This window comes from Microbacterium psychrotolerans (assembly GCF_031085295.1).
Classification (GTDB): Bacteria; Actinomycetota; Actinomycetes; order Actinomycetales; family Microbacteriaceae; genus Microbacterium; species Microbacterium psychrotolerans.
Genome location: NZ_JAVFWO010000004.1, coordinates 580587 through 599564, shown reverse-complemented (window position 1 = coordinate 599564; position 18978 = coordinate 580587). Strand labels below are relative to the sequence as shown.

Annotated in this window: 16 protein-coding genes; 9 read left to right on the top strand and 7 right to left on the bottom strand. The window is 69.9% G+C overall.

Annotated features, from left to right (window positions below; all coding sequences use genetic code 11):
* Window positions 1-31: 31 nt before the first annotated feature.
* Complete coding sequence (locus tag Q9R08_RS15745) at window positions 32-1462, bottom strand: HNH endonuclease signature motif containing protein (RefSeq protein WP_308869070.1); 1431 nt, start codon at window positions 1460-1462, stop codon at window positions 32-34.
* Window positions 1463-1847: 385 nt separating this feature from the next.
* Entirely contained in the window at window positions 1848-4325 is a 2478-nt protein-coding gene (locus tag Q9R08_RS15740) for an alpha/beta hydrolase-fold protein (RefSeq protein ID WP_308869069.1), read from the bottom strand.
* 185 nt (window positions 4326-4510) lie between these two features.
* Between Q9R08_RS15740 and Q9R08_RS15735 the strand changes: the two genes are divergently transcribed.
* Genes Q9R08_RS15735 through Q9R08_RS15700 form a run of 8 tightly spaced genes read left to right on the top strand, consistent with a single transcriptional unit; the run spans window position 4511 to window position 13017 of the window.
* Window positions 4511-5413 (top strand): transporter substrate-binding domain-containing protein, encoded by a 903-nt coding sequence (locus Q9R08_RS15735; RefSeq protein ID WP_308869068.1) that lies wholly within the window; start codon window positions 4511-4513, stop codon window positions 5411-5413.
* 7 nt (window positions 5414-5420) lie between these two features.
* Complete coding sequence (locus Q9R08_RS15730) at window positions 5421-6344, top strand: amino acid ABC transporter permease (protein ID WP_308869067.1); 924 nt, start codon at window positions 5421-5423, stop codon at window positions 6342-6344.
* Complete coding sequence (locus tag Q9R08_RS15725) at window positions 6341-7150, top strand: amino acid ABC transporter ATP-binding protein (protein ID WP_308869066.1); 810 nt, start codon at window positions 6341-6343, stop codon at window positions 7148-7150. The genes Q9R08_RS15730 and Q9R08_RS15725 overlap by 4 nt, the downstream gene beginning before the upstream one ends.
* A complete protein-coding gene (locus tag Q9R08_RS15720; RefSeq protein WP_308869065.1) occupies window positions 7147-8271 on the top strand; it encodes a CapA family protein in 1125 nt (374 codons plus the stop codon). Before Q9R08_RS15725 ends, Q9R08_RS15720 begins: the two co-directional genes overlap by 4 nt.
* A gap of 1 nt (window position 8272) precedes the next feature.
* On the top strand, window positions 8273-9517 hold the full coding sequence (locus Q9R08_RS15715) for a CaiB/BaiF CoA transferase family protein (protein WP_308869064.1): 1245 nt from the start codon (window positions 8273-8275) through the stop codon (window positions 9515-9517).
* Complete coding sequence (locus Q9R08_RS15710) at window positions 9514-10560, top strand: 2-hydroxyacyl-CoA dehydratase (protein WP_308869063.1); 1047 nt, start codon at window positions 9514-9516, stop codon at window positions 10558-10560. Before Q9R08_RS15715 ends, Q9R08_RS15710 begins: the two co-directional genes overlap by 4 nt.
* Window positions 10557-11816, top strand: a complete 1260-nt coding sequence (locus Q9R08_RS15705) for a 2-hydroxyacyl-CoA dehydratase (protein WP_308869062.1) — start codon at window positions 10557-10559, stop codon at window positions 11814-11816. Before Q9R08_RS15710 ends, Q9R08_RS15705 begins: the two co-directional genes overlap by 4 nt.
* Window positions 11817-11820: 4 nt before the next feature.
* Entirely contained in the window at window positions 11821-13017 is a 1197-nt protein-coding gene (locus tag Q9R08_RS15700; RefSeq protein WP_308869061.1) for an MFS transporter, read from the top strand.
* Window positions 13018-13021: 4 nt separating this feature from the next.
* Here the strand turns inward: Q9R08_RS15700 and Q9R08_RS15695 are convergent, their stop codons facing one another.
* The 5 genes from Q9R08_RS15695 to Q9R08_RS15675 form a co-directional block, all read right to left on the bottom strand.
* Window positions 13022-13558: a MarR family winged helix-turn-helix transcriptional regulator gene (locus tag Q9R08_RS15695; protein ID WP_308869060.1), complete on the bottom strand. Its 537-nt coding sequence runs from the start codon at window positions 13556-13558 to the stop codon at window positions 13022-13024.
* A 9-nt stretch (window positions 13559-13567) separates the two neighbouring features.
* Entirely contained in the window at window positions 13568-14149 is a 582-nt protein-coding gene (locus Q9R08_RS15690; protein WP_308869059.1) for a PadR family transcriptional regulator, read from the bottom strand.
* Window positions 14150-14264: 115 nt separating this feature from the next.
* Window positions 14265-15677 (bottom strand): vanillate/3-O-methylgallate O-demethylase, encoded by a 1413-nt coding sequence (ligM, locus tag Q9R08_RS15685; RefSeq protein WP_308869058.1) that lies wholly within the window; start codon window positions 15675-15677, stop codon window positions 14265-14267.
* A 35-nt stretch (window positions 15678-15712) separates the two neighbouring features.
* Window positions 15713-16588, bottom strand: a complete 876-nt coding sequence (gene purU / locus Q9R08_RS15680) for a formyltetrahydrofolate deformylase (protein ID WP_308869057.1) — start codon at window positions 16586-16588, stop codon at window positions 15713-15715.
* Entirely contained in the window at window positions 16585-17523 is a 939-nt protein-coding gene (locus Q9R08_RS15675) for a methylenetetrahydrofolate reductase (protein WP_308869056.1), read from the bottom strand. The genes purU and Q9R08_RS15675 overlap by 4 nt, the downstream gene beginning before the upstream one ends.
* A 337-nt stretch (window positions 17524-17860) precedes the next feature.
* Between Q9R08_RS15675 and Q9R08_RS15670 the strand changes: the two genes are divergently transcribed.
* Complete coding sequence (locus Q9R08_RS15670) at window positions 17861-18853, top strand: ABC transporter substrate-binding protein (protein WP_308869055.1); 993 nt, start codon at window positions 17861-17863, stop codon at window positions 18851-18853.
* The last annotated feature ends 125 nt before the right edge of the window (window positions 18854-18978 follow it).

Here is an 18978-nt window from a genome sequence, read left to right as displayed (position 1 = left end):
CGCGCTGGACGCTCGATCCGGCGTGCCAGGTTCACGTGGGCAGGGCGATGAGGTCGCGTCTTCGGGTGGGGGACTTCGTGGCCGGTCGCCACTTCACCTGCGCGTCCCACCAGTACGGGCCTTTCACATATGGCACGCCGTCGATCATGCGGATCTGCCAGCCGCCGGTGTCGATGGTGCGGTGGTGGAACCAGCAGAGCAGCACCCCGTTGTCGGTGTGGGTCGGGCCGCCGCGGGCGTGTTCTTCGACGTGGTGGACCTCGCACCATTGCGGTGGGACGGAGCAGCCGGGGATGAGGCAGCCTCCGTCGCGGAGGGTGATCGCTTTGCGTTGGTGGTGGTTGAAGATGCGGTCCAGCGTCGTGATCGACACGATCCGCCCGTTCTCGCCCAGAACGACGCGTTGGATGGCGCCCGTGCAGGCGATGTGCCGGGCGACCGCGAGCGGGACCGGCTGGTCGTCGCCTGGGAGGTGGGCGCGACCGCGGCCGGCTGCGACGTCCTCCTGGCGCACAGACACCACCAGGGTGGGCGCCGCCCTGCCGAGGCTGGGGAGTTCGCCGGACGCAGCGGCGGCGGTGAGCAGCACCGCGAACGCGTCGTGCTGCTTCTGGGGGTGGCTGCGCTGATCGGCCGCCGACGCCAAGGGTTCCGATGGATCGCGGTCCGGATCCTGGACGAAGCGCGGTCCTGGTGCCGGTGCGCCGTCGACGCGCGGATTGAGAACGCTGTCGAACCCGAGCTGCAGCTGCGCGGCCACTTCGGGGAGGAGGCGTCCGCGGAGGGGGACGAGGCCGTCGTCGCCGCGACGACCCACGGTGACGCCCCGTCGGCGGAGCGCACGGGTGTCTTCGGGCTCCGCTCCGTCCTGGTCGAGGTACGCCGCCCACACCTGCGCCAGGGCACGGAGTTCATCCGCGGACGCCGGCGGTGCGGCATCCACCCCCTCGCCACATGCGGCCGCGGCCAACTCAGCGTCGGCGGCGAGCATCTCCACGCGACCGATCTGGCAGCCGCGGAACGCGCCGGTTACCGCGATCACCCCTTCGATTCCGACCTGTCCGCCACTCAGTGCGACTCGCAGCCCCGGAAACTCCGCGGGCAGCACCTCACCGGTGGACAATGCGACAGGCTGCTGCACCGCGTTCGCTGCGGCGATCATGTCGGATGCCGTCCGCCCCGAGACCCGCGTCGCGCGCTGCACGAGTTCGCTCATGTTGCGGCATCCGTACCGCGTGGTGACCCGGTCATTGTGACCGACGCCACGGTCGCGGTCCACGATCACCGCGACCGCCTCAACCATCACTGCGTCGGCAACACGCCGGATCCGCCCCGCCGTCGCGAGCGCCGCGAGCACGTCGGCGTCATCCGACCCCCGCAACCCGCCGTCGGCGAGCGCTAGCGCGGCCACTTTCGCGAGCGCGTCGCCGAGCTCCGTGAGAGCGTCGGCGAGGTTGGTCATACCGCTATTCTGACGAGGGCCACCGACATTCAAACTGCCAGATCACCTGGCAAAAATACACTGTGGATAACCCGGCGTAGAGGCTGGCGAGAGGCGCCTGTGGAGGAGCCGAAACTCCGTCCACACCACGACCATGACGACCACGGCCACTCCGACGACCGCGACCACACCACACCACACACACCACGACCACCATGACCACGACGACCACGACCACGACCACGACCAGGACGACCACGACCACGACCAGGACGACCACGACCAGGACGACCACGACCACGGCCACGCCGACGCCGACGAAGGTGCGACCACGAGGCGCTGTAGCCGACCGGCAGCAGAAGGGCGGGCCCCCGCGGGCCCGCCCTCCTGCGTCACGCGCCCACCGTCAGGGGCGCACGGCGGCCCAGGACGACAGGGCCGGCTCGGACAGCCCCAGGATGCTGACCGCGGTTACCGTGTACTCCTGAGACTCGTGGTCGCGGTCGCCCGCGACCCGGCATGTCGTCGCACGTGTCTCGCATACGACCTCGCCCGACGCGTCGCGAACGATGTAGCCGTCGAGCGGCAGATCGGATGCAGCGGTCGTCCAGGTGACGCGAACCGCGCGGCCGGCGACGACAGCCGTCACGTCTGCGGGCGCGTCCGGAGGTGACAGGCGATGGGTGCCGGCGGAGACGTGCGCGACGCGTGTCGCGCCGTCGCGGGCGAGCTGGATCGTCACCTCACCGTCCGCCGTGACACTCAGCTCGGCGGGTGCCGCCGGGTCGAGGCCCGCGCGGTCCAACTCCACGCGCAGCTTCGCCACGTTCTCGGTCGAGAGATCGAGGGCGTTGCGCGGCTCCTGCTCACCGGTGGGCGCCCAGGCCTGGTCGCGCACCTGCACGTTGCGGCCGTCGATGACCTGCGTCTGATCCGTCAGCACCGCTTCCGTCGAGGTCCTGGCCAGGGCGTGCGACGTCGCCTCGACGCGGCTCCATCGGGCGGATGCGTCGCGAACGGCGAGGCCGGTCAGCCAGTACGCACGGTCGACCGTGATCCCGAGGTCGGGCCGGGCGTCCCCCGGCTCCCAGCGGAACGACACCTGTGCGGGGGAGTGGACGCGTTCCGGATGCTGCTCCACGTACTCCGCGGCATCGCTCCAGCCGAGCCACTGCCCGAGCTGGCCGTGGTCAGCGTCCTCGTAGTAGTTCGCCCGGTAGCGGACGTCGGCGGCGTCGGCCGCGGCATCCCAGCGGCGCGTGTTGTTCAGCGCCACATCACGGGATCCGGAGTCCATGAAGGTCACGAGGTTGCGGAGGTTCTCCATCCGGTCCTCGTCGCCCGCCTGGTCGCGTCTGCCCTGTGTGTCGTAGTAGCCCGCGCCCGAGACGATGACGGTCGCCGCGAACAGGTCGGGATGGTTGGTGGCGATGCGGGTCGCGCCCACCGCGCCCATGGACCACCCGCCGATGACCGTGCGATCCGGGTCCAGGGTGTACGTCCGCGCGAGATCGCCCCAGATCTCCCAGACATCCAACTCGCCCTCGTTGATGTACCAGGTGGTGTTTCCACGACCGAGCGGGGTCACGCAGATCGAGCCACGGTCCTCGCACATGGGCCCGTAGACGTCTTCCTGGGTCGTGCCCCCGAAGCCGTTGTGGTTGCGATCGCCCGCGTGCAGCAGCAGCGTGAGCGGCGCGGGGTCGCCGGCGTCGTATCCGGTGGGCACGTACACCGTGTACGGCTGGACCCGGCCGAAGAAGGAGGGTCCTCGCAGCGCCGGACCGTAGGTCAAGCGCGCCTGCGGGTCGAGTCCCTGCCCGAGGTCGAGCGACGACACGTACCAGCGCGTCGAGTATCCGGTGGGAGCGGGTTCCGCCGTCGAGGCCTGCTGGGCGACCCGGCCCCAATCCAGCTCGGCGGCGAAGTCGGTGACGTCGCCGGCCCTCAGGGCGGCGGACTGGGCGCCGTTGTTCCATCGCGTCGAGGAGTCGGTCCACCCACCCGCGAGGAACTGCTCGTCATCGCGGTCCCGGAAGGCCGCGTTGTACACGCGCGAGCCGTCGGGCGCCTGCGGAGCGGGCGCGAAGCCGTCGCCCGACGCGTTCGCGACGCCCGCCGCGAGCCGCACCGTCCACGTGTCGTCAGCGGGCATCACCGTGCGGGGCACTGCTACGACGAACGATCGAGCGGCCTCGTCCACCGTCACGGTCGCACCCGACGCCGTCAGATCGGTGCGGGCTCCCGTCACCGCGTCGACGAGCCACGCACCGCGCGACGACACGATCATGGCTGTTTCGATGCCCGGGGACACGACACCGGCGTCGGCGGGCCACGAGGCGGTCCCGGTCGCCGTGTCGGCGTCGGTGTCGAACGCCCACGCGGCTACCGGAACGTCGGAGTCGATGAGCGTGTTCCAGTCGACCCTCCAGTAGGTGTGCGTCGCATCGCCCGCGATCCCGGCACGGAACACGTCGGCGCCATTGCCGGCCGCCTGCGCCGATGCATAGGTGAAGTCCCCGCGGCCCATGTCGTCGTACAGCCAGTCCGTCCAGAGGAACGCGCCGACGTCGTAGCGGCTGGTTCCGGACGTGCGGGGAAACTGCTCCGAGAAGCGCCAGCCCTCCGCGCGCGGAAGCGCAGGTTCGTCGGCCGTCGCGGCGGCGGGGATCTCAGGGGGAAGACCGGCCACACGGGCGCCGTCGCCCGCGGCCGCCGTCGCCGTTGCCGCCGTCGTCGTTGCCGCCGTCGCCGTCGTGGGGGCAACGCAGAGGGCGAGTACAAGCCCCGCGGCTGCAGCGCCGACCAGCACTGCTGGGACGGGCCGTGACCGGCGCGCCCTCTGCGCAGCGGCCGCTTTCAGGCGATCAGGGAGGTGGACCATGGCTTCTTCTCCTTCGAAGAAATATCAACCAAATTGATATTTTGGTACGCTAACCGGGCATCTTCGTTGGTGTCAATCACGCATGGAGATAGTGATAGTTGATATCTTCAATGATCAACTTTTATGATGTTCCTGACGGTGATCGATCGACACCGACCCGATCTGCACAACGATGTGGAGTCCTCATGCGCACCACTAAGAGCGTCATCGCCCTCGCCCCGCTTCTCGTCCTCGGTCTCATCGCGGGCTGCTCCTCCCCGGCCCCGGAGAGTGAGCCAGCCGAGACGGATGCCGCGACCGAAGCGCCCCTCTACGACCAGCTTCCCGACGCGATCAAGCAGGCCGGCGTCATCAAGATCGCCGGCGACACCCACCCGCCCTACCGCACGATCGAAGAGAGCGGCGAGATCACCGGCATCGATCCCGACCTCCAGGCCGCCCTGTCGGAGCAGCTCGGTGTGCCGTTCGAGATCATCACCTCGTCGGGTCTCGACGCGATGCTGACCGGCATGCTCTCGGGGCGCTACGACGCGTTCAACGGACCCGTCCGCACGACACCGGAGCGTGAGGCGGAGTTCGATGCCGTGGTCTGGATGACGACGCGCACCTCCTACGTCTTCCTCGACGAGCGCGCGGACGAGCTCGACGATCCCGAGGCGCTGTGCGGCTCGCGGGTGGCCGGTGTCACCGGCTCGGTCACCGAGAGTCAGCTCGTGCGCTACAACGAGTGGTGCGAAGCCGAGGGCCTCGATCCGGCGGAGTTCATCGGCCTCGAGGACAGCAATGCGACGTTCCTCGCGGTGAACTCCGATCGCGCGGACTACGCCGGCACGACGCAGTCCGCCGCGATCGACCTTCAGGCGTCCGACCCCGACCGCTATGGGTACCTCATCCAGAGCGACGAGCAGGGCGCCGGTATCGACCAGCTCGCCCTCTTCATGCCGAAGGGCAACGGGCTCGCCGAGCCGATGCTCGCCGCGTTCGAGGCGATCTTCGAGAACGGCGAGTACGAGCGGGTCATGTCGGAATGGGGCATCGAGGATGCCGCCGTCGAGGCGCCGGTCCTCAACCCGATGACGAGCGAGTGAGGCGATCATGACTGATCTCACGACGCAGCCCGTGCGCAATCCCTTCGCGGATCGCACGGTGGACGTCGCGAACGCGGGACGCCGCATCCATCCGTGGCGCGTGGTCGTCGGCATCCTTCTCGCCCTCGTGACCGTGCAGATCTTGGTGTTCCTCGCCACCAACGAGCGGTTCGAATGGCCGGTCGTCGCCGAGTACCTCTTCAACCCGAGCGTGCTGATGGGCCTGGGCATGTCGATCCTGCTGACGATCGTCGGCATGGTGTTCGGGTCGATCCTGGGGACGGCGCTGGCCGCCGGGCAGCTCAGCGACTTCCGACCGCTGCGCTGGGCGTCCATCGTGTTCGTCGGGGTCTTCCGAGGCGTCCCGCCGCTCGTGCAGCTGATCTTCTGGTACAACCTCGCCTACCTGCTGCCCCGCCTCGCCGTCGGCGTGCCCTTCGGCCCTGAGCTCTTCAGCTGGCCGACGAACGATCTCATCACTCCGCTCACTGCGGCGGTCATCGGCCTGTCGCTTCACGAGGCCGCGTACATGGCGGAGATCATCCGCGCCGGCATCCTGTCGGTCGACTCCGGTCAGCGCGACGCGGCCGCCGCCATGGGCTTCAGCCGCTGGCACTCGTTCACCAGGGTCGTGCTGCCGCAGGCGATGCGCGTGATCATCCCTCCCACGGGCTCGCAGGTCATCGCGCTCCTGAAGGGAACGTCTCTCGTGAGCGTCATCGCGATGGGCGACCTCCTGCACTCGGTGCAGGTGATCTACAACCGGACGTACGAGGTGGTGCCGATGCTGATGGTGGCCGTGATCTGGTACCTCGTGGTCGTGACGGCACTCACCCTGGTGCAGCGCCGTGTGGAGCGCCACTTCAGCAAAGGCATGACGCGCGCGGCCGTGGCCCGCCGGACCGTCGAACGAGTGGAGGCGACGGCGTGAACGCTCGCTCGGAAGATGCCCTGACCCCCGTGCTCCAGGTCGTGGGGCTCCGCAAACGCTACGGCGATCACCTCGCGCTCGACGGCGTGGACTTCGAGGTGCATGCCGGCGAGGTCGTGGCCGTGCTCGGCCCGTCGGGTTCGGGCAAGTCGACGCTGGTGCGCTGCATCGATCAGCTCGAGTCGATCCAGGGCGGGGCGATGTACCTCGACGGCGAGCTTCTCGGCTATGAGCGTCACCGTGACGGGGTGCGTCCGCTCCGCGACACGGACGTGCAGCGTCAGCGGCGCCGCATGGGGATGGTGTTCCAGCAGTTCAACCTGTTCCCGCACTGGACCGTGCTCCGCAACATCACCGAGGCGCCGATCAAGGTGCACGGCGTGGCCCCGGGCGAGGCGAGGGACCGCGCTATGGAGCTGCTCACGCGCGTGGGACTTGCCGACAAGGCGCAAGCGCACCCGCGCCAGCTGTCGGGCGGCCAGCAGCAGCGCGTGGCGATCGCGAGGGCGGTGGCGACGCAGCCGCGCATCCTGCTCTTCGACGAGCCGACGAGTTCGCTCGACCCCGAGCTCGTGGATGAGGTGCTGCAGGTCATGAAGGATCTGGCGGAGTCGGGGATGACGATGATCGTGGTCACCCACGAACTCGACTTCGCTCGGCATGCTGCCGATCGCTGCGTGTTCATGGCCGACGGCCAGGTGATCGAGGACCGCCCGTCGGGAGCGTTCTTCGACCACCCCGAGTCGACGCGCCTGCGCACGTTCCTCACGCGTACCTCCGGAACCGTGGTGGGCGGGACCGCGTGATCACGATCCACGCCGTCGGCGATCTCGTCCTCGAGCGCGAAGACGCGCGTGACCTGCTGGCGCCCGCCGCCGAGACGCTCCGCGCCGCCGACCTCGTGATCGGGCATCTCGAGATCCCGCACCTGCACGACGGGGTGGTGCAGACGACCGATGTGCCGGCCCTGCCGGGACCGCCGTCGGCGCTCGACGCCGTGGCGGAGGCCGGCTTCGGCATCCTGACCCTGGCAGGCAACCATGTCTACGACTTCGGCGCCGAGGGGATGCGCGAGACCGTCCGGCACTGCGAGGCGCGCGGTATGCGGACCGTGGGCACCGGCGAGAGCCTCGACGAGGCCTTCGAGCCGGTGATCGACGAGCGGGACGGCGTCCGGATCGCGGTGCTGAGCGTCAACTGCGTGGGACCGCGTGAGAGCAGGGCGACGTCGCTCAAGCCGGGCGCGGCCTACGTGGACGTCGTGACGCACTACGAGGCACGCAACGCGAACCCGGGTGGGCCGCCGCGCATCGACACGTTCGCCGAGCCGGCCAGTCTCCGCCGCTTCGCAACTGCGGTGACGGATGCGGCCACCCGCGCGGACGTCGTCATCGTGGCCCTGCACAAGGGGCTCGTGCATGTGCCCGTCGAGATCGCGGCGTACGAGAGGCAGATCGCGCACGCGGCCGTGGATGCGGGAGCGACCGTCGTGCTCGGACACCACGCCCACATCTGCAGGGGCGTCGAGGTCTACCGCGGCCGCCCGATCTTCCACGGCCTCGGGAACTTCGCGACCGTGACGACGGCGCTCTCGGATGGTCCTGGCGCTGTGCCCGAGCGATCGGGCTGGGCACGTGAACGGCGACGGCTCTTCGGATTCGACCCCGATCCGTCGATGCCGGACTACCCGTTCCACCCCGAGAGCCGGCACACCGCGATCGTCGAACTGACGATCACCGAAGGCGGGATCGACGCCGCGCTCATCCCCTGCTGGATCGACGACGCCGCGCGCCCCGTCCCGGTGGCGCGCGGCGAACGCGGGGATGAGGTCGCGGCCTACCTGCGAAGAATCACGAGCGAGGCCGGATTCGCCACCGAGCTCGTCTGGCACGGCGACAGGCTCGTCGTCCGAACGAAGGAAGACTGACATGAACACCGCCGACGGGCCTCTCGCAGGCAAGACCGTGATCGATCTGACCACCGCACTCGCAGGTCCCTACGCCACGCTGCTGCTGGCGAGCCTCGGTGCGCGCGTCATCAAGGTCGAGAACCCCAGCCGTGGCGGCGACTCCTCGCGGAACAACTCGCCCTACGTGACGGCGGACGGGCTGCAGATGCGACGTTCCGCGCCCGACGACATGTCGGTCTCGATGATGGCCCGCGGGCGGGGCAAGGAGAGCATCACCCTCAACCTCAAGCATCCCGAGAGTCGGGGTGTCTTCTTCGATCTCGTGCGCAACGCCGACATCGTCGTCGAGAACTTCAGCGCGGGTGTCACCAGGCGACTCGGCATCGACTACGCCGCCGTCCAGCAGGTCAACCCGCGCATCGTCTATACCTCGATCAGCGGCTTCGGCGCTCAGGGTGTGCCCGGCGAGGGCAAGGCGATGGACACCATCATCCAGGCCCTGAGCGGCGTCATGATGACGGCAGGCGAGCCGGGCGATGCGCCGATCCGCTTCGGGTTGCCCATCGGCGACCTGGTCGCCCCGCTGTTCGCGGTGATCGGGACTCTGGCTGCGGTGATGGATGCCGAGGCCACCGGCGAAGGCCAGCACGTGGACGTCTCGATGCTCGGCAGCCTCACGTCGCTGGTCGCGTGCGAGCCGTTCGATGCGCTGGAGTCCGTGGGCTTCCCGCTGCGAACCGGCGCGGTCGTTCCCCGGCTGGCGCCGTTCGGCACCTTCCAGACGACGGACGGATGGTTCGCCATCTGTGCGCCGACGGATCAGTTCGCCGAGGGCACCCTCGCGGCCATGGGCAGCGGCGATCTCGTCGACGACCCGCGCTTCTCCTCGCGCGACGCGCGTGTCACGCACGCCGAGGAGCTGCACGGCATGATCGCGGACTGGGCAGCCCCCCGCTCCAGCGCGGAGGTGCTGTCCGCGCTCGAACGCCACGGCGTTCCCGCCGCACCGGTGCGCGACACCGCCACCGCGGTCCGCGACGACATCGTCACGAGCCGCCGCGAGGTCGTCCCCCTCGTGCATCCCCGCTACGGGCACCTGGAAGGGCTGTACGGCAGCGGGCTTCCGGTCGTCTTCTCCCGCAGCTCCGCGGACCTCTCGCGGCCTGCTCCCGGGCTCGGCGAGCACACCGCCGATATCCTCGGCGGGCTGCTCGGCTACGACGACGAACGGGTCGACGCGCTCCGGAGGGACGGAGTGCTGTGACGCCGGTTCGACGCGCGATCGTCGGGATCGTCGGAAACGACGTCCCGCGGCAGCTCGTGCTCGCGAGCGGCGGCCTTCCCCGGCGGATCACCGGCTCGTGGACAGGCGCCATCGACGCGGAGGCACAGGATCTGCTCGGTGCCGCCGACGCCGTCGTCGCGCGCATGCTCACCGAGCTGCGCTCCGGGCACGTCGAGTGCGACGCGCTCGTCGTCTGCGCCGACACTCAGGCGCACGTCCGGCTCTTCTACGTGCTGCGGTCGATCGCGTCCGAACTGCCGTTGCATCTGCTCGATCTTCCCCGAGCGGAGTCGGCGGCAGCGCGGCGGTTCGCACGTTCGCAGCTCGAGCGCCTGGCGGCCTTCCTCACCGGCATCGGCGGCGAGACCATCGACGGCGCGGCCCTCGCCGCGGCGGGCAGCGCCGAGCGGGACCTGGGGGAGGCGCTCGCACGGCTGCGAGTCCGGCGGGGTGCGACGCCCCCGGAGTGCGGGGGATCGGCTGCCCTGGAGGCCTGGCTCGAGGCGGGACGCGTCGACCCGGAGGAAGCCATCACGCGGGTCGACGAGGCCCGCGTCGACGTCCCGGTCACGGCCGCCCGCGTGCACATCACAGGGTCGAATCACCCGGACCCCGCGCTGTACCGCATCCTCGAAGAGCAGGGCTGCGTCGTGGTGGGCGAGGATCACGACACCGGCGAGGGGGCGTGGCTCGGCGTGGCGGTCGATGCGGCGAGCCTCGACGAGGCGATCGAGCGTCTGGTCGACCTGCACTTCGGCCGCGTCGGCGGATCCGCCACCGCCTCGAGCGCCGACCGGGCACGACTGACCCACGAGGCGGCGTTGCGCAGCCGGGCCGATGTGGTCGCGGGCGTGATCCGCGATCTCGACGAGGCCCCGGCATGGGACCTTTCCGACCAAGCCGCGGCCCTTGCAGGGATCCGCGTGCCCTTCGTCATGCAGACGCGGCTGCGTCCCGGCGACGAGGCGCGGGCCGCGCGGGACCTGGGACACCGCATCGTCAAGGGGACGGCATCCTCATGAACGCCCAGCGCATCGCCGCCGATCGGCTCTCGAGCGCGGTCGAGGCCACCTCGTACCAGCGCGAGTGGTTCCACTCGCTGGCCGCCAAGGTGCACGCCGGCGAACCCCTCGCGCTGGCGAACGCCGACGCCCCGCACGAGGTGCTCCGGGCGCTGGACGTGAACTACGTCGTCAACCAGTGGTGGTCGTCGATCATCGCCGCCAAGCGCGCGGGCGCGGCGAGCCTCGAGGCCGTGGCGGCGCGGGGTCTCCCCGACTACAGCCGTCAGTACGACGTGCTGCCACTGGGCGCTCAGGAGCTGCGGGGCGCCGATGCGCCGTGGGGCGGCCTGCCGCAGCCCCGCTTCGCCATCGCCGAGCGGGGCGGCGATGTCACGCACAAGATCTTCGAGCAGTGGGGTCGCCGCGCGGGGACCGAGACCTTCCTGCTCTCGCGGACCGCGGCCGATCCGGCACCCGAGGGCTGGTGGGACCTCGTCTCGCACCGCTGGGAGGAGGTGTTCGGCGCGGAGCGCATCGATCTGCTCCAGGGGGAGATCGAAGACCTGATCGCCTGGCTCGAGCACCGGCTGGGACGCCGCGTGCAGCGCGAACGGCTCCGCGACGTGATGACGCTCGCCAACGAGCAGGCGGAGTGGAACCGGCGCACCCGCGACATGCTCGCATCCGCCCGGCCGTTGCCCGTGCCCGTGACTGACATCATTCCGAGCGTCATGGTGCCGCAGTGGCACCGGGGAACCCGCTGGGCCGTGGATGCCGCGCGCCGGCTCCACGACGAGGTCGCCCGCCGCATCGACGAGGGCGCTGCGGTGTGGCCGGGCGAACGGCGCCGTCTGATGTGGGTCGGCCGCGGCCTGTGGTCCGATCTCGACATGTACCGGTCGTTCCAGGAGGACTTCGACGCGGTGTTCGTGTGGTCCATGTACCTGGCGATCGCAGCCGACGGATACGCCCGGTACGGCGACGATCCGATCCGCACCCTCGCGGCGAGGTTCGTGGGACTGACCGACCTGTTGTACGTCCCGCCCATGTCGTCGTCGTGGTACGTCAAGGAGGCCGTCGCGCACGGCGTGGACGGCGTGGTGCATCTCGTCGCCGACGACACCCCCGGCGGCGCCCTGATCACCGCCGCGCTCGAGGACCGCGGAATCCCGGTGCTCGAGATCCGCGGCAGCAACGCCGATGCACGATCGACCGCCGGCGTGCGCGAGCGGATCGCATCGTTCGTGCGCGACCGGGTCGCCGCGAGCAGCTGAGCGCGTGACCTCGTGGGGGGTGTTCCGGCCGTTCGCGAACGGCCGGTTCTCGCTCTACTTCGGCGGGCAGGTCGTCTCCAACACCGGGACGTGGTTCCAGAACCTTGCGCTCTCGCTGGTGGTGCTCGGGGAGACCGGCAGCGCACGTGCGCTCAGCGGCGTCACCATCGCGCAGTTCCTCCCCCTGCTGCTGCTCAGCGTGCCTGCCGGCCGCGTCGCCGACCGCATCCGGCCGCGGACGATCCTCCTCGTCACGTCACTGCTGTCGACGGCCATCGTGGGCGGGCTCGCGGTCGCGACGCTGAGTCCCGCCGCACCGATCTCGCTCTTCTACCTGCTGGTCGCGGCGCTCGGCACGGTGCACACGTTCGAGCGAGTCGCGGCACAGGCGATCATCTTCGAGATCGTCGGCTCCGCCGACCTGAGCAGGGCGGCCTCGCTCAGCACCATCGCGCTGGCGTCCGCCCGTTCGATCGGCCCGGGGCTCGCCGGCGTCGCGTTCCAGAGCCTGGGAGCGACGGCCTGCATGCTCGTCAATTCGGGCTCGTTCCTCGTGGTCTTCCTCTCGATCGCGCTGATCCGCCCGTCGCGCCTGCACGTGCGGGAGGCTCCTCGCCGGCCACGGACGACCGAGCGATACCGCGTCGGCACCGACCGCGGGATGGCCACGCTCCTCGTCGTCAATGCGGTGGTGGCGCTGCTCGCCCTCAATCTGATGCTCGTGCTCACGTCCACGGTCACCCTCACCTTCGGCGGGGATGCGACCGCCGTCGGCGGCGTCCACACCCTGAACGCGATCGGCGCGATCCTCGGCGGCATCCTGGCGGCAGGGCGCGCACGTGTCACCGTGCGATCCCTCATCGCCGCGTGCGCCGGCCTGGGGCTCGCCCTTCTCGCGAACGCGGCTGCGCCGGGGCTGCCCGCGTTCCTGGCCCTCGGACCGCTGCTCGGACTGGGAGTCGGGTACTACCAGGGCATCCTCAACGCCGCCGCGCAGGTCAGCGTGCCCCCCGACCAGATCGGACGCACGATGTCGCTGGTGACCCTCGGCAGCTACGGCATGGTCCCGTTCGGTGCCCTGCTGATGGGCTGGGTCATCGACGAGTCCGGGGGACGGACCGCTCTCGTGATCGGAGGGAGCGCGGCACTCGCCTGCGCGCTGTTCGTTGCGATGCGGCTGCGTCGCCGCGGGTCTCGGTGACTCGTCAGGCGGGCGCCATCCCGGCGCCCTTGCTCGGACGGCGCCGTCGCGCCACCGCCTCCGCCTCGGCCTCACGGTCGCCGAAGTAGCCGCCGGCGATCACCTCTGCGGCGTGCTCGAGGACCTCGGCGAGCGTGCTGCCGAGATCGGGGCCGATCGCCTCGGCGAGCCGGTCCTCACGCGCACGGATCTCCCGTTCGCATTCCGCCAGCGTCGCCCAGCCGGCTTCGCTCAAGCGGACCAGCCTGACGCGCCTATTGGTGGGATGCTCGACCCGCTCGATCAGTCCGGAGGCGAGCAGTTCGCTCGACACGACGTGGGCCGCCTGCGAGCTGACGAAGGTGCGGTGCGCGACCTGCGCGTTCGACAGCGGCAGCCCTTCGCCGAGGACCTGCAGGATCAGCAGCTGCGGCAGGGTGACGGCGTGTGCGAGAGCGGTGTTCTCGGCCGCGCGATTCAGCGCTCGCGCAAGGCGGTACGCCGTGTAGTTGAGCCGATCCGTCGCGGGAGTCCCTCGAGGGTCTCGGCTGATGTCCGGCACACGTCCAGCCTAAGCGTGGAGGCGGTCGATCAGCTCGAGCCCTCGGCGGGCCCAGGCGATCTCGCCCTGCGCGCGCTCGACGAGGCCTTCGTACGCGAACCGCTTGTAGGCGATGGTCCGCTCACGGTCGGCGTCGGCGGTGACCGCGAGGCGGCGCACCAGCATCGGGTTGGCGACGGCGTCGATGCGCTCGAGCTCGCCCTCCCACTGCGCCAGCTCGCCCGCCCACTGCGCGATGTGCCGCTCGAGGAACCCGCGCGCGTCCTCGGGCGTAGCCGCCTCGAGGTAGGCGGCCCGCAGGTGCGCGGGGTCGCGCACCCGCTGATAGTCGAGGGGTGAGGCCATCCAGTCGAGGAAAGCCCGGTTGCCGGCATCCGTCACGTGGTACATGCGGCGCGTGCCGCGCTCGCCGCGCGTCTGCTCCTCGCCTTGGATGAGGCCGAGCTCCTCCATCTTGCGCAGCTCGGGGTAGATCTGGGAGTCGGGCGCATGCCAGACATGTCCGACGGACTGGTGGAACTGCTTCTGCAGGTCGTACCCCGACAGCGGACCCACCCGCAGGATCGCCAACAGTGCGTACCGCAGACTCATGCGACTCCTTTCCCTCCAAGAGAGTAGCGATCAGCGGATGCCGCGCCCCGCCGGCCCGGCGGAATGGTACGAGGGGGCCCGCCCGGAGCGGGCGGACCCCCTCGGGTCTCGTGGGTCAGGCGGGCTGGGGCTGGTATCCGGTGCGCCAGCCGCCGTGGTAGCTCTGACGCACCACCGTGGAGTACGGCACGGGCGAGACAACCGCGCGGACCTCGAGCTGCTGGTGCGGTTCGACCGAGGCCTTCGTGGTGCCGCCGTTCGGCTCGCCCCACACGACCGTCACCTCGGCGCCCTCGGGCACATCGGGGTTCACGGTCGCGAGCGACAGTGCCCGCTTCTCGTTGGCGCTGTACCCGGTGAACATCGAGAAGCCCACGACGCTGCCGTCGGCATCCGTCACCGAGTCGTAGTTCGCCGATCCGTAGTTCGCGAGCGGGAGATCGAAGAACTTGTAGCTGTCGCCTTCGACGTCGAACAGCGACGCGAAGATCTTCGTCACGTCCTCGGCGTTCCACGCGAGCGTCACCTTGCGGCGCTGCGTCTCGGGGTCGACCTTCTCGAGCGCGTCGCGCCCGATGAAGTCGTGGTCGAACTTCACGAACGAGCCGTAGCCCAGCTCCCACGGCGTCAGGTAGTAGTCCTCGATGTTGTCCGACACGAACGAGCCGGCGAGCGTGCCGGTGGCCTCGTAGCTGTCGACGCCGAGCCACTCGCGGTAGCCGCGCTCGGCCTCGCCGGAGTAGATGGCCGGCAGCGGCGACGGGATCCAGCCCGACTCCAGGGTGTTCGACGGGTACGCGCGAGAGCCGACCGGCACGAGGCCGAACTCCGCGCCCGCCTCGACGATGATGTCGCGGACGCGGTGGTGGTCCTCGTACGGTCCCCAGACTTCGAGGCCGGGCGCTCCCGCCATGCCGTGGCGCAGGGTGCGGACGTTGGCGCCGCCGATCTGCATCTCCGACATGCTGAAGAACTTCAGCTGCTCGAGGGGGCCGCCGTTCAGCTTCTCGATGACCTGCCACGCCGCCGGTCCCTGGATCTGGAACCGGTAGTAGCGCCGGCTGACCGCGTCACCATAGGGGCGCGAGGGCGAGCGGCGGTCGACGGTGACATCGAGGTTCGCGTAGCCGCCGGTCTCACCGTGGTAGAGCAGCCAGTTCGATGCCGGCGCACGACCGACGTAGACGTACTCGTCCTCGGCCTCGTGGAACAGGATGCCGTCGCCGATGACGTGCCCTGAGGCGGTCGTCGGCACGTACTGCTTCGCGCGGTTCACGGGGAAGGTCGCCACCGAGTTGATCGCCGTGTCGGAGATCAGGCGGATCGCATCCGAGCCCTTGAGGAACACATTGTCCATGTGGTGCGACTGGTCGTAGAGCACGGCCGTGTCGCGCCACGCCTTCTGCTCCTTGATCCAGTTCTGGAAGTCCGCGGGGACCACCGGATAGATGTACGAGCCGATCTGCGAGTTGCGCAGCATCTCGACGGCGTTCTGGCCGTCGAGCAGCTCCTGCAGATTCTTCGCCATGGGGAACCTCTCTGTTCGTGGGGTGTGGTTCGGGGTTACGTGAAGACGATCGTGCTGTTGCCGTGGCGGATCACGCGGTCTTGGGCGTGCCATTCGACCGCCCGCGAGAGCACTGCGCGCTCGACGTACGCGCCGCGCGCCTGCAGGTCTCCGGCGGTCATCGCGTGGGTGACGCGTGCGACGTCCTGCTCGATGATCGGGCCCTCGTCGAGGTCGGCGGTGACGTAGTGGCTGGTCGCTCCGATGAGCTTGACGCCGCGCTCCTTGGCCTTGCGGTAGGGGGCCGCGCCGATGAACGCCGGCAGGAACGAGTGGTGGATGTTGATCACCGGGACGCCGACCTCGTCGAGGAAGCGATCCGACAGGATCTGCATGTACCGGGCCAGCACGACGAAGTCGACGTTGCCTTTCAGCAGCTCGATGATCCGCGCTTCGGCTGCCGACTTGTCGGCTCCCTGCGACGGGACATGGAAGAACGGGATGCCGAAGCTGCGGACGTCCTCCGCGGTGTTGGTGTGGTTCGAGATGACCATCGGGATCGTCACGGGCAGCTCGCCGCGACGATGCCGCCAGAGCAGCTCCAGCAGGCAGTGGTCGGACGTCGAGGCGAGGATCGCCATGCGCTTCGGGATCGACTGGTCGGTGAGCCGCCACTCGAGGCCGAGCGGGCCGAGCGTCTCGTCGAGGTCGGCCTCGATGGCGGGCAGCGCCGCCTGCAGGTCGACGCGGTGGAAGACGACGCGCTGGAAGAACTCGCCGCCCTCGGGGTTGTCGGAGTACTGGTCGAGCGTCACGATGTTGCCGAGGTTGCGCGCGACCAGAGCGGTCACCGCCGCGACGATGCCGGAGCGGTCCGGGCCGTGCACGATCAGGCAGGCGTGGTCGCGCCGCAGTTCGAGGTGGGTCGTCATCGACGCGCCCCGTGCGCCTGGGCGGCGACGAACTCCCGTGCCCAGTTGCTCGTCGCGAGCAGACCGCCGAACGTGTAGAAGTGCAGCTTGACGTCGCCGTATCCGGTCGCCGAGTCCGTTCCTGCCGTCGCCGTCTCCATCGGTGCGCCGGTCGGCTGAGGGGCCGAGTCCAGGCGCTCGGCAAGGTCGGACACGAAGCGATCGGGGCCTGCGGTGCCCATGAGGTTGGTGAGCGAGAACCCGTACTTCTTCACGATCATCGCGTTCGCACCGATGCCGAAACGTCGCGCGAAGCCGAGCAGCCGCTTGATGCCGGCGGGTCCAGGCGTGCCGATGCGAATCTGCGCGTCGATGCCGCGATCGCGCACCTGGCCGATCCACGTCATCACCGGATCCGTGTCGAACGCGAACTGGGTCAGGACGACGGCATCCAGTCCCTCCTGCGCCAGCGTGAGCGCCTTCTCGTCGAGGTGACGCCAGAGCACGTCGTCAGGGATGTCGGGGTGCCCCTCGGGGTAGCCCGCGATCGAGACCTCGCGCACGCCGAACTTCTGCAGCACGCCCGACCGGATCACGGTCAGTGCGTCGGGGTACGGGCCCTCGGGCTCGGCCGGGTCGCCGCCGACGGCGAACACGTGCTCGGTCGCGCCGACCTCTTGCAGGCGTCCGAGGAACTCCTCGAGCTCGTCCTGCGACCGCAGCCGCCGCGCCGACAGGTGAGGGACCGGGACGAAACCCATCTCCTTGACGGCCTTCGCAGCCGCGACGCGCATCTCGAGATCTTCGTTGCCGAGGAAGGTCACGTTGACCTTCGTCCCCTGCGGGATCGTGTCGCGGGCCTCTTCGAGGCCGCCGATGTCTTTGCCGGTCATCTCGAGCGAGAAGCCGTCGACGAGGGCGGCCGCCGAGGGCGATGCGGGGGTCGCGTGGGCCATGAGAGAGGTCCTTTCCTCTTCCGGGTGCGTCTCTGCACCGCGGTAGCCAGAGAATACCTATCACCATAGGTAATGGCAATAGGCACGCTGTGCGTGCGGACCCATCCTGCGCGGGGCGGCCCGCGACGCACGTCGCGATTTCCGTTGAGCGGATGCCGCAGTGCCAGGTTGCCGGGTGATTCATGCAATTCGTGACGGGCGTCACAAAAGCATTGACAATCGACGCGGAGAGGCGCACGATGACTGTTGTCCGGCACGCCGCGGTGCCGATCCCGACTCCCGGTCGGGCGGACGCGGCTGACGGCACCCACAGCACCCGCTCCTGAGAGGCCCGTCAATGAAGAAGAGTCTTGCCACCCTCGGCGTCCTCGCCGCCGCCGCGCTCGCGCTCAGCGGCTGCACCGATTCCGCCGCCGATCCCGAATCCACTGCCACGTCCGGCGGCGACGCGGAGGGCTCGGGCGAGCTCACCACCGTCCGCGTGGCCGCGCTGCCCATCGCCGAGACCGGCGCCCTCTGGGCCGCCATCGACGAGGGCATCTTCGAGGATCATGGCCTCGAGATCGAGGTCGTGCCCGCGCAGGGCGGCGCCAACGCCATCCCGGCGCTGCTGAGCGGCGACATCCAGTTCGCCATCGGCCAGCCGTTCGGCCCCATCCGTGCCGACGTCCAGGACCTCGGCGTCGTGATCGTGGGCAACTACGCCAACAGCCTGGCCGAAGGCGACGACGTCAACGCGGTCGTCGCACTGGGCGACTCCGGCATCTCGCGGCCGGCCGACCTCGCCGGCAAGAAGGTCTCGGTCAACACCATCGGCGCCGCGGGAGACCTGACCATCCGCAAGGCCGTCCAGGACGACGGCGGCGATCCCTCGACGATCGAGTTCGTCGAGGTCGCGTTCCCCGACGTTCCGGCACAGCTCGCCGCCGGCACCATGGACGCCGCGTGGGCGCCCGACCCGTTCCGCGGAATGGTCCTCGGCGACGGCGGTGTCTCGGTCGTCGCGCCGTACCAGGCGACGATCCCCGGCCTGTCGGTGCTCACGAACATCACGACGCAGGCGCTCCTGGACGACGACCCCGACCTCGTCGCCGACTACTCGGCCGCGATGGCGGAGGCGCTGGAGTGGGCGGGCGAGAACGAAGACGCCGTGCGTGCCGCGATCGCGACGAACCTCGAGATCCCCGAGGAGGCGGCTGCCGGCATCACGCTCCCGACCTTCACGTGGGACCTCGCCGACGCCGGCATCGAGGACCTCGGCACGCTGGCGGTCGAGTTCGGCTACATCGACGCCGAGCCGAACTTCGACCGGCTGCTCCAGCAGCAGTAGCCCCGTGACAGGGGGGTGACGGATGCCGCGCGCCGCGGCATCCGCCACCCGTCACGTCCCCGCCCCACCTCGTGAAGCAGCATCCGCTCACCCCTTCGTCCCTCCCCACCTCGTGGAGCGTCACA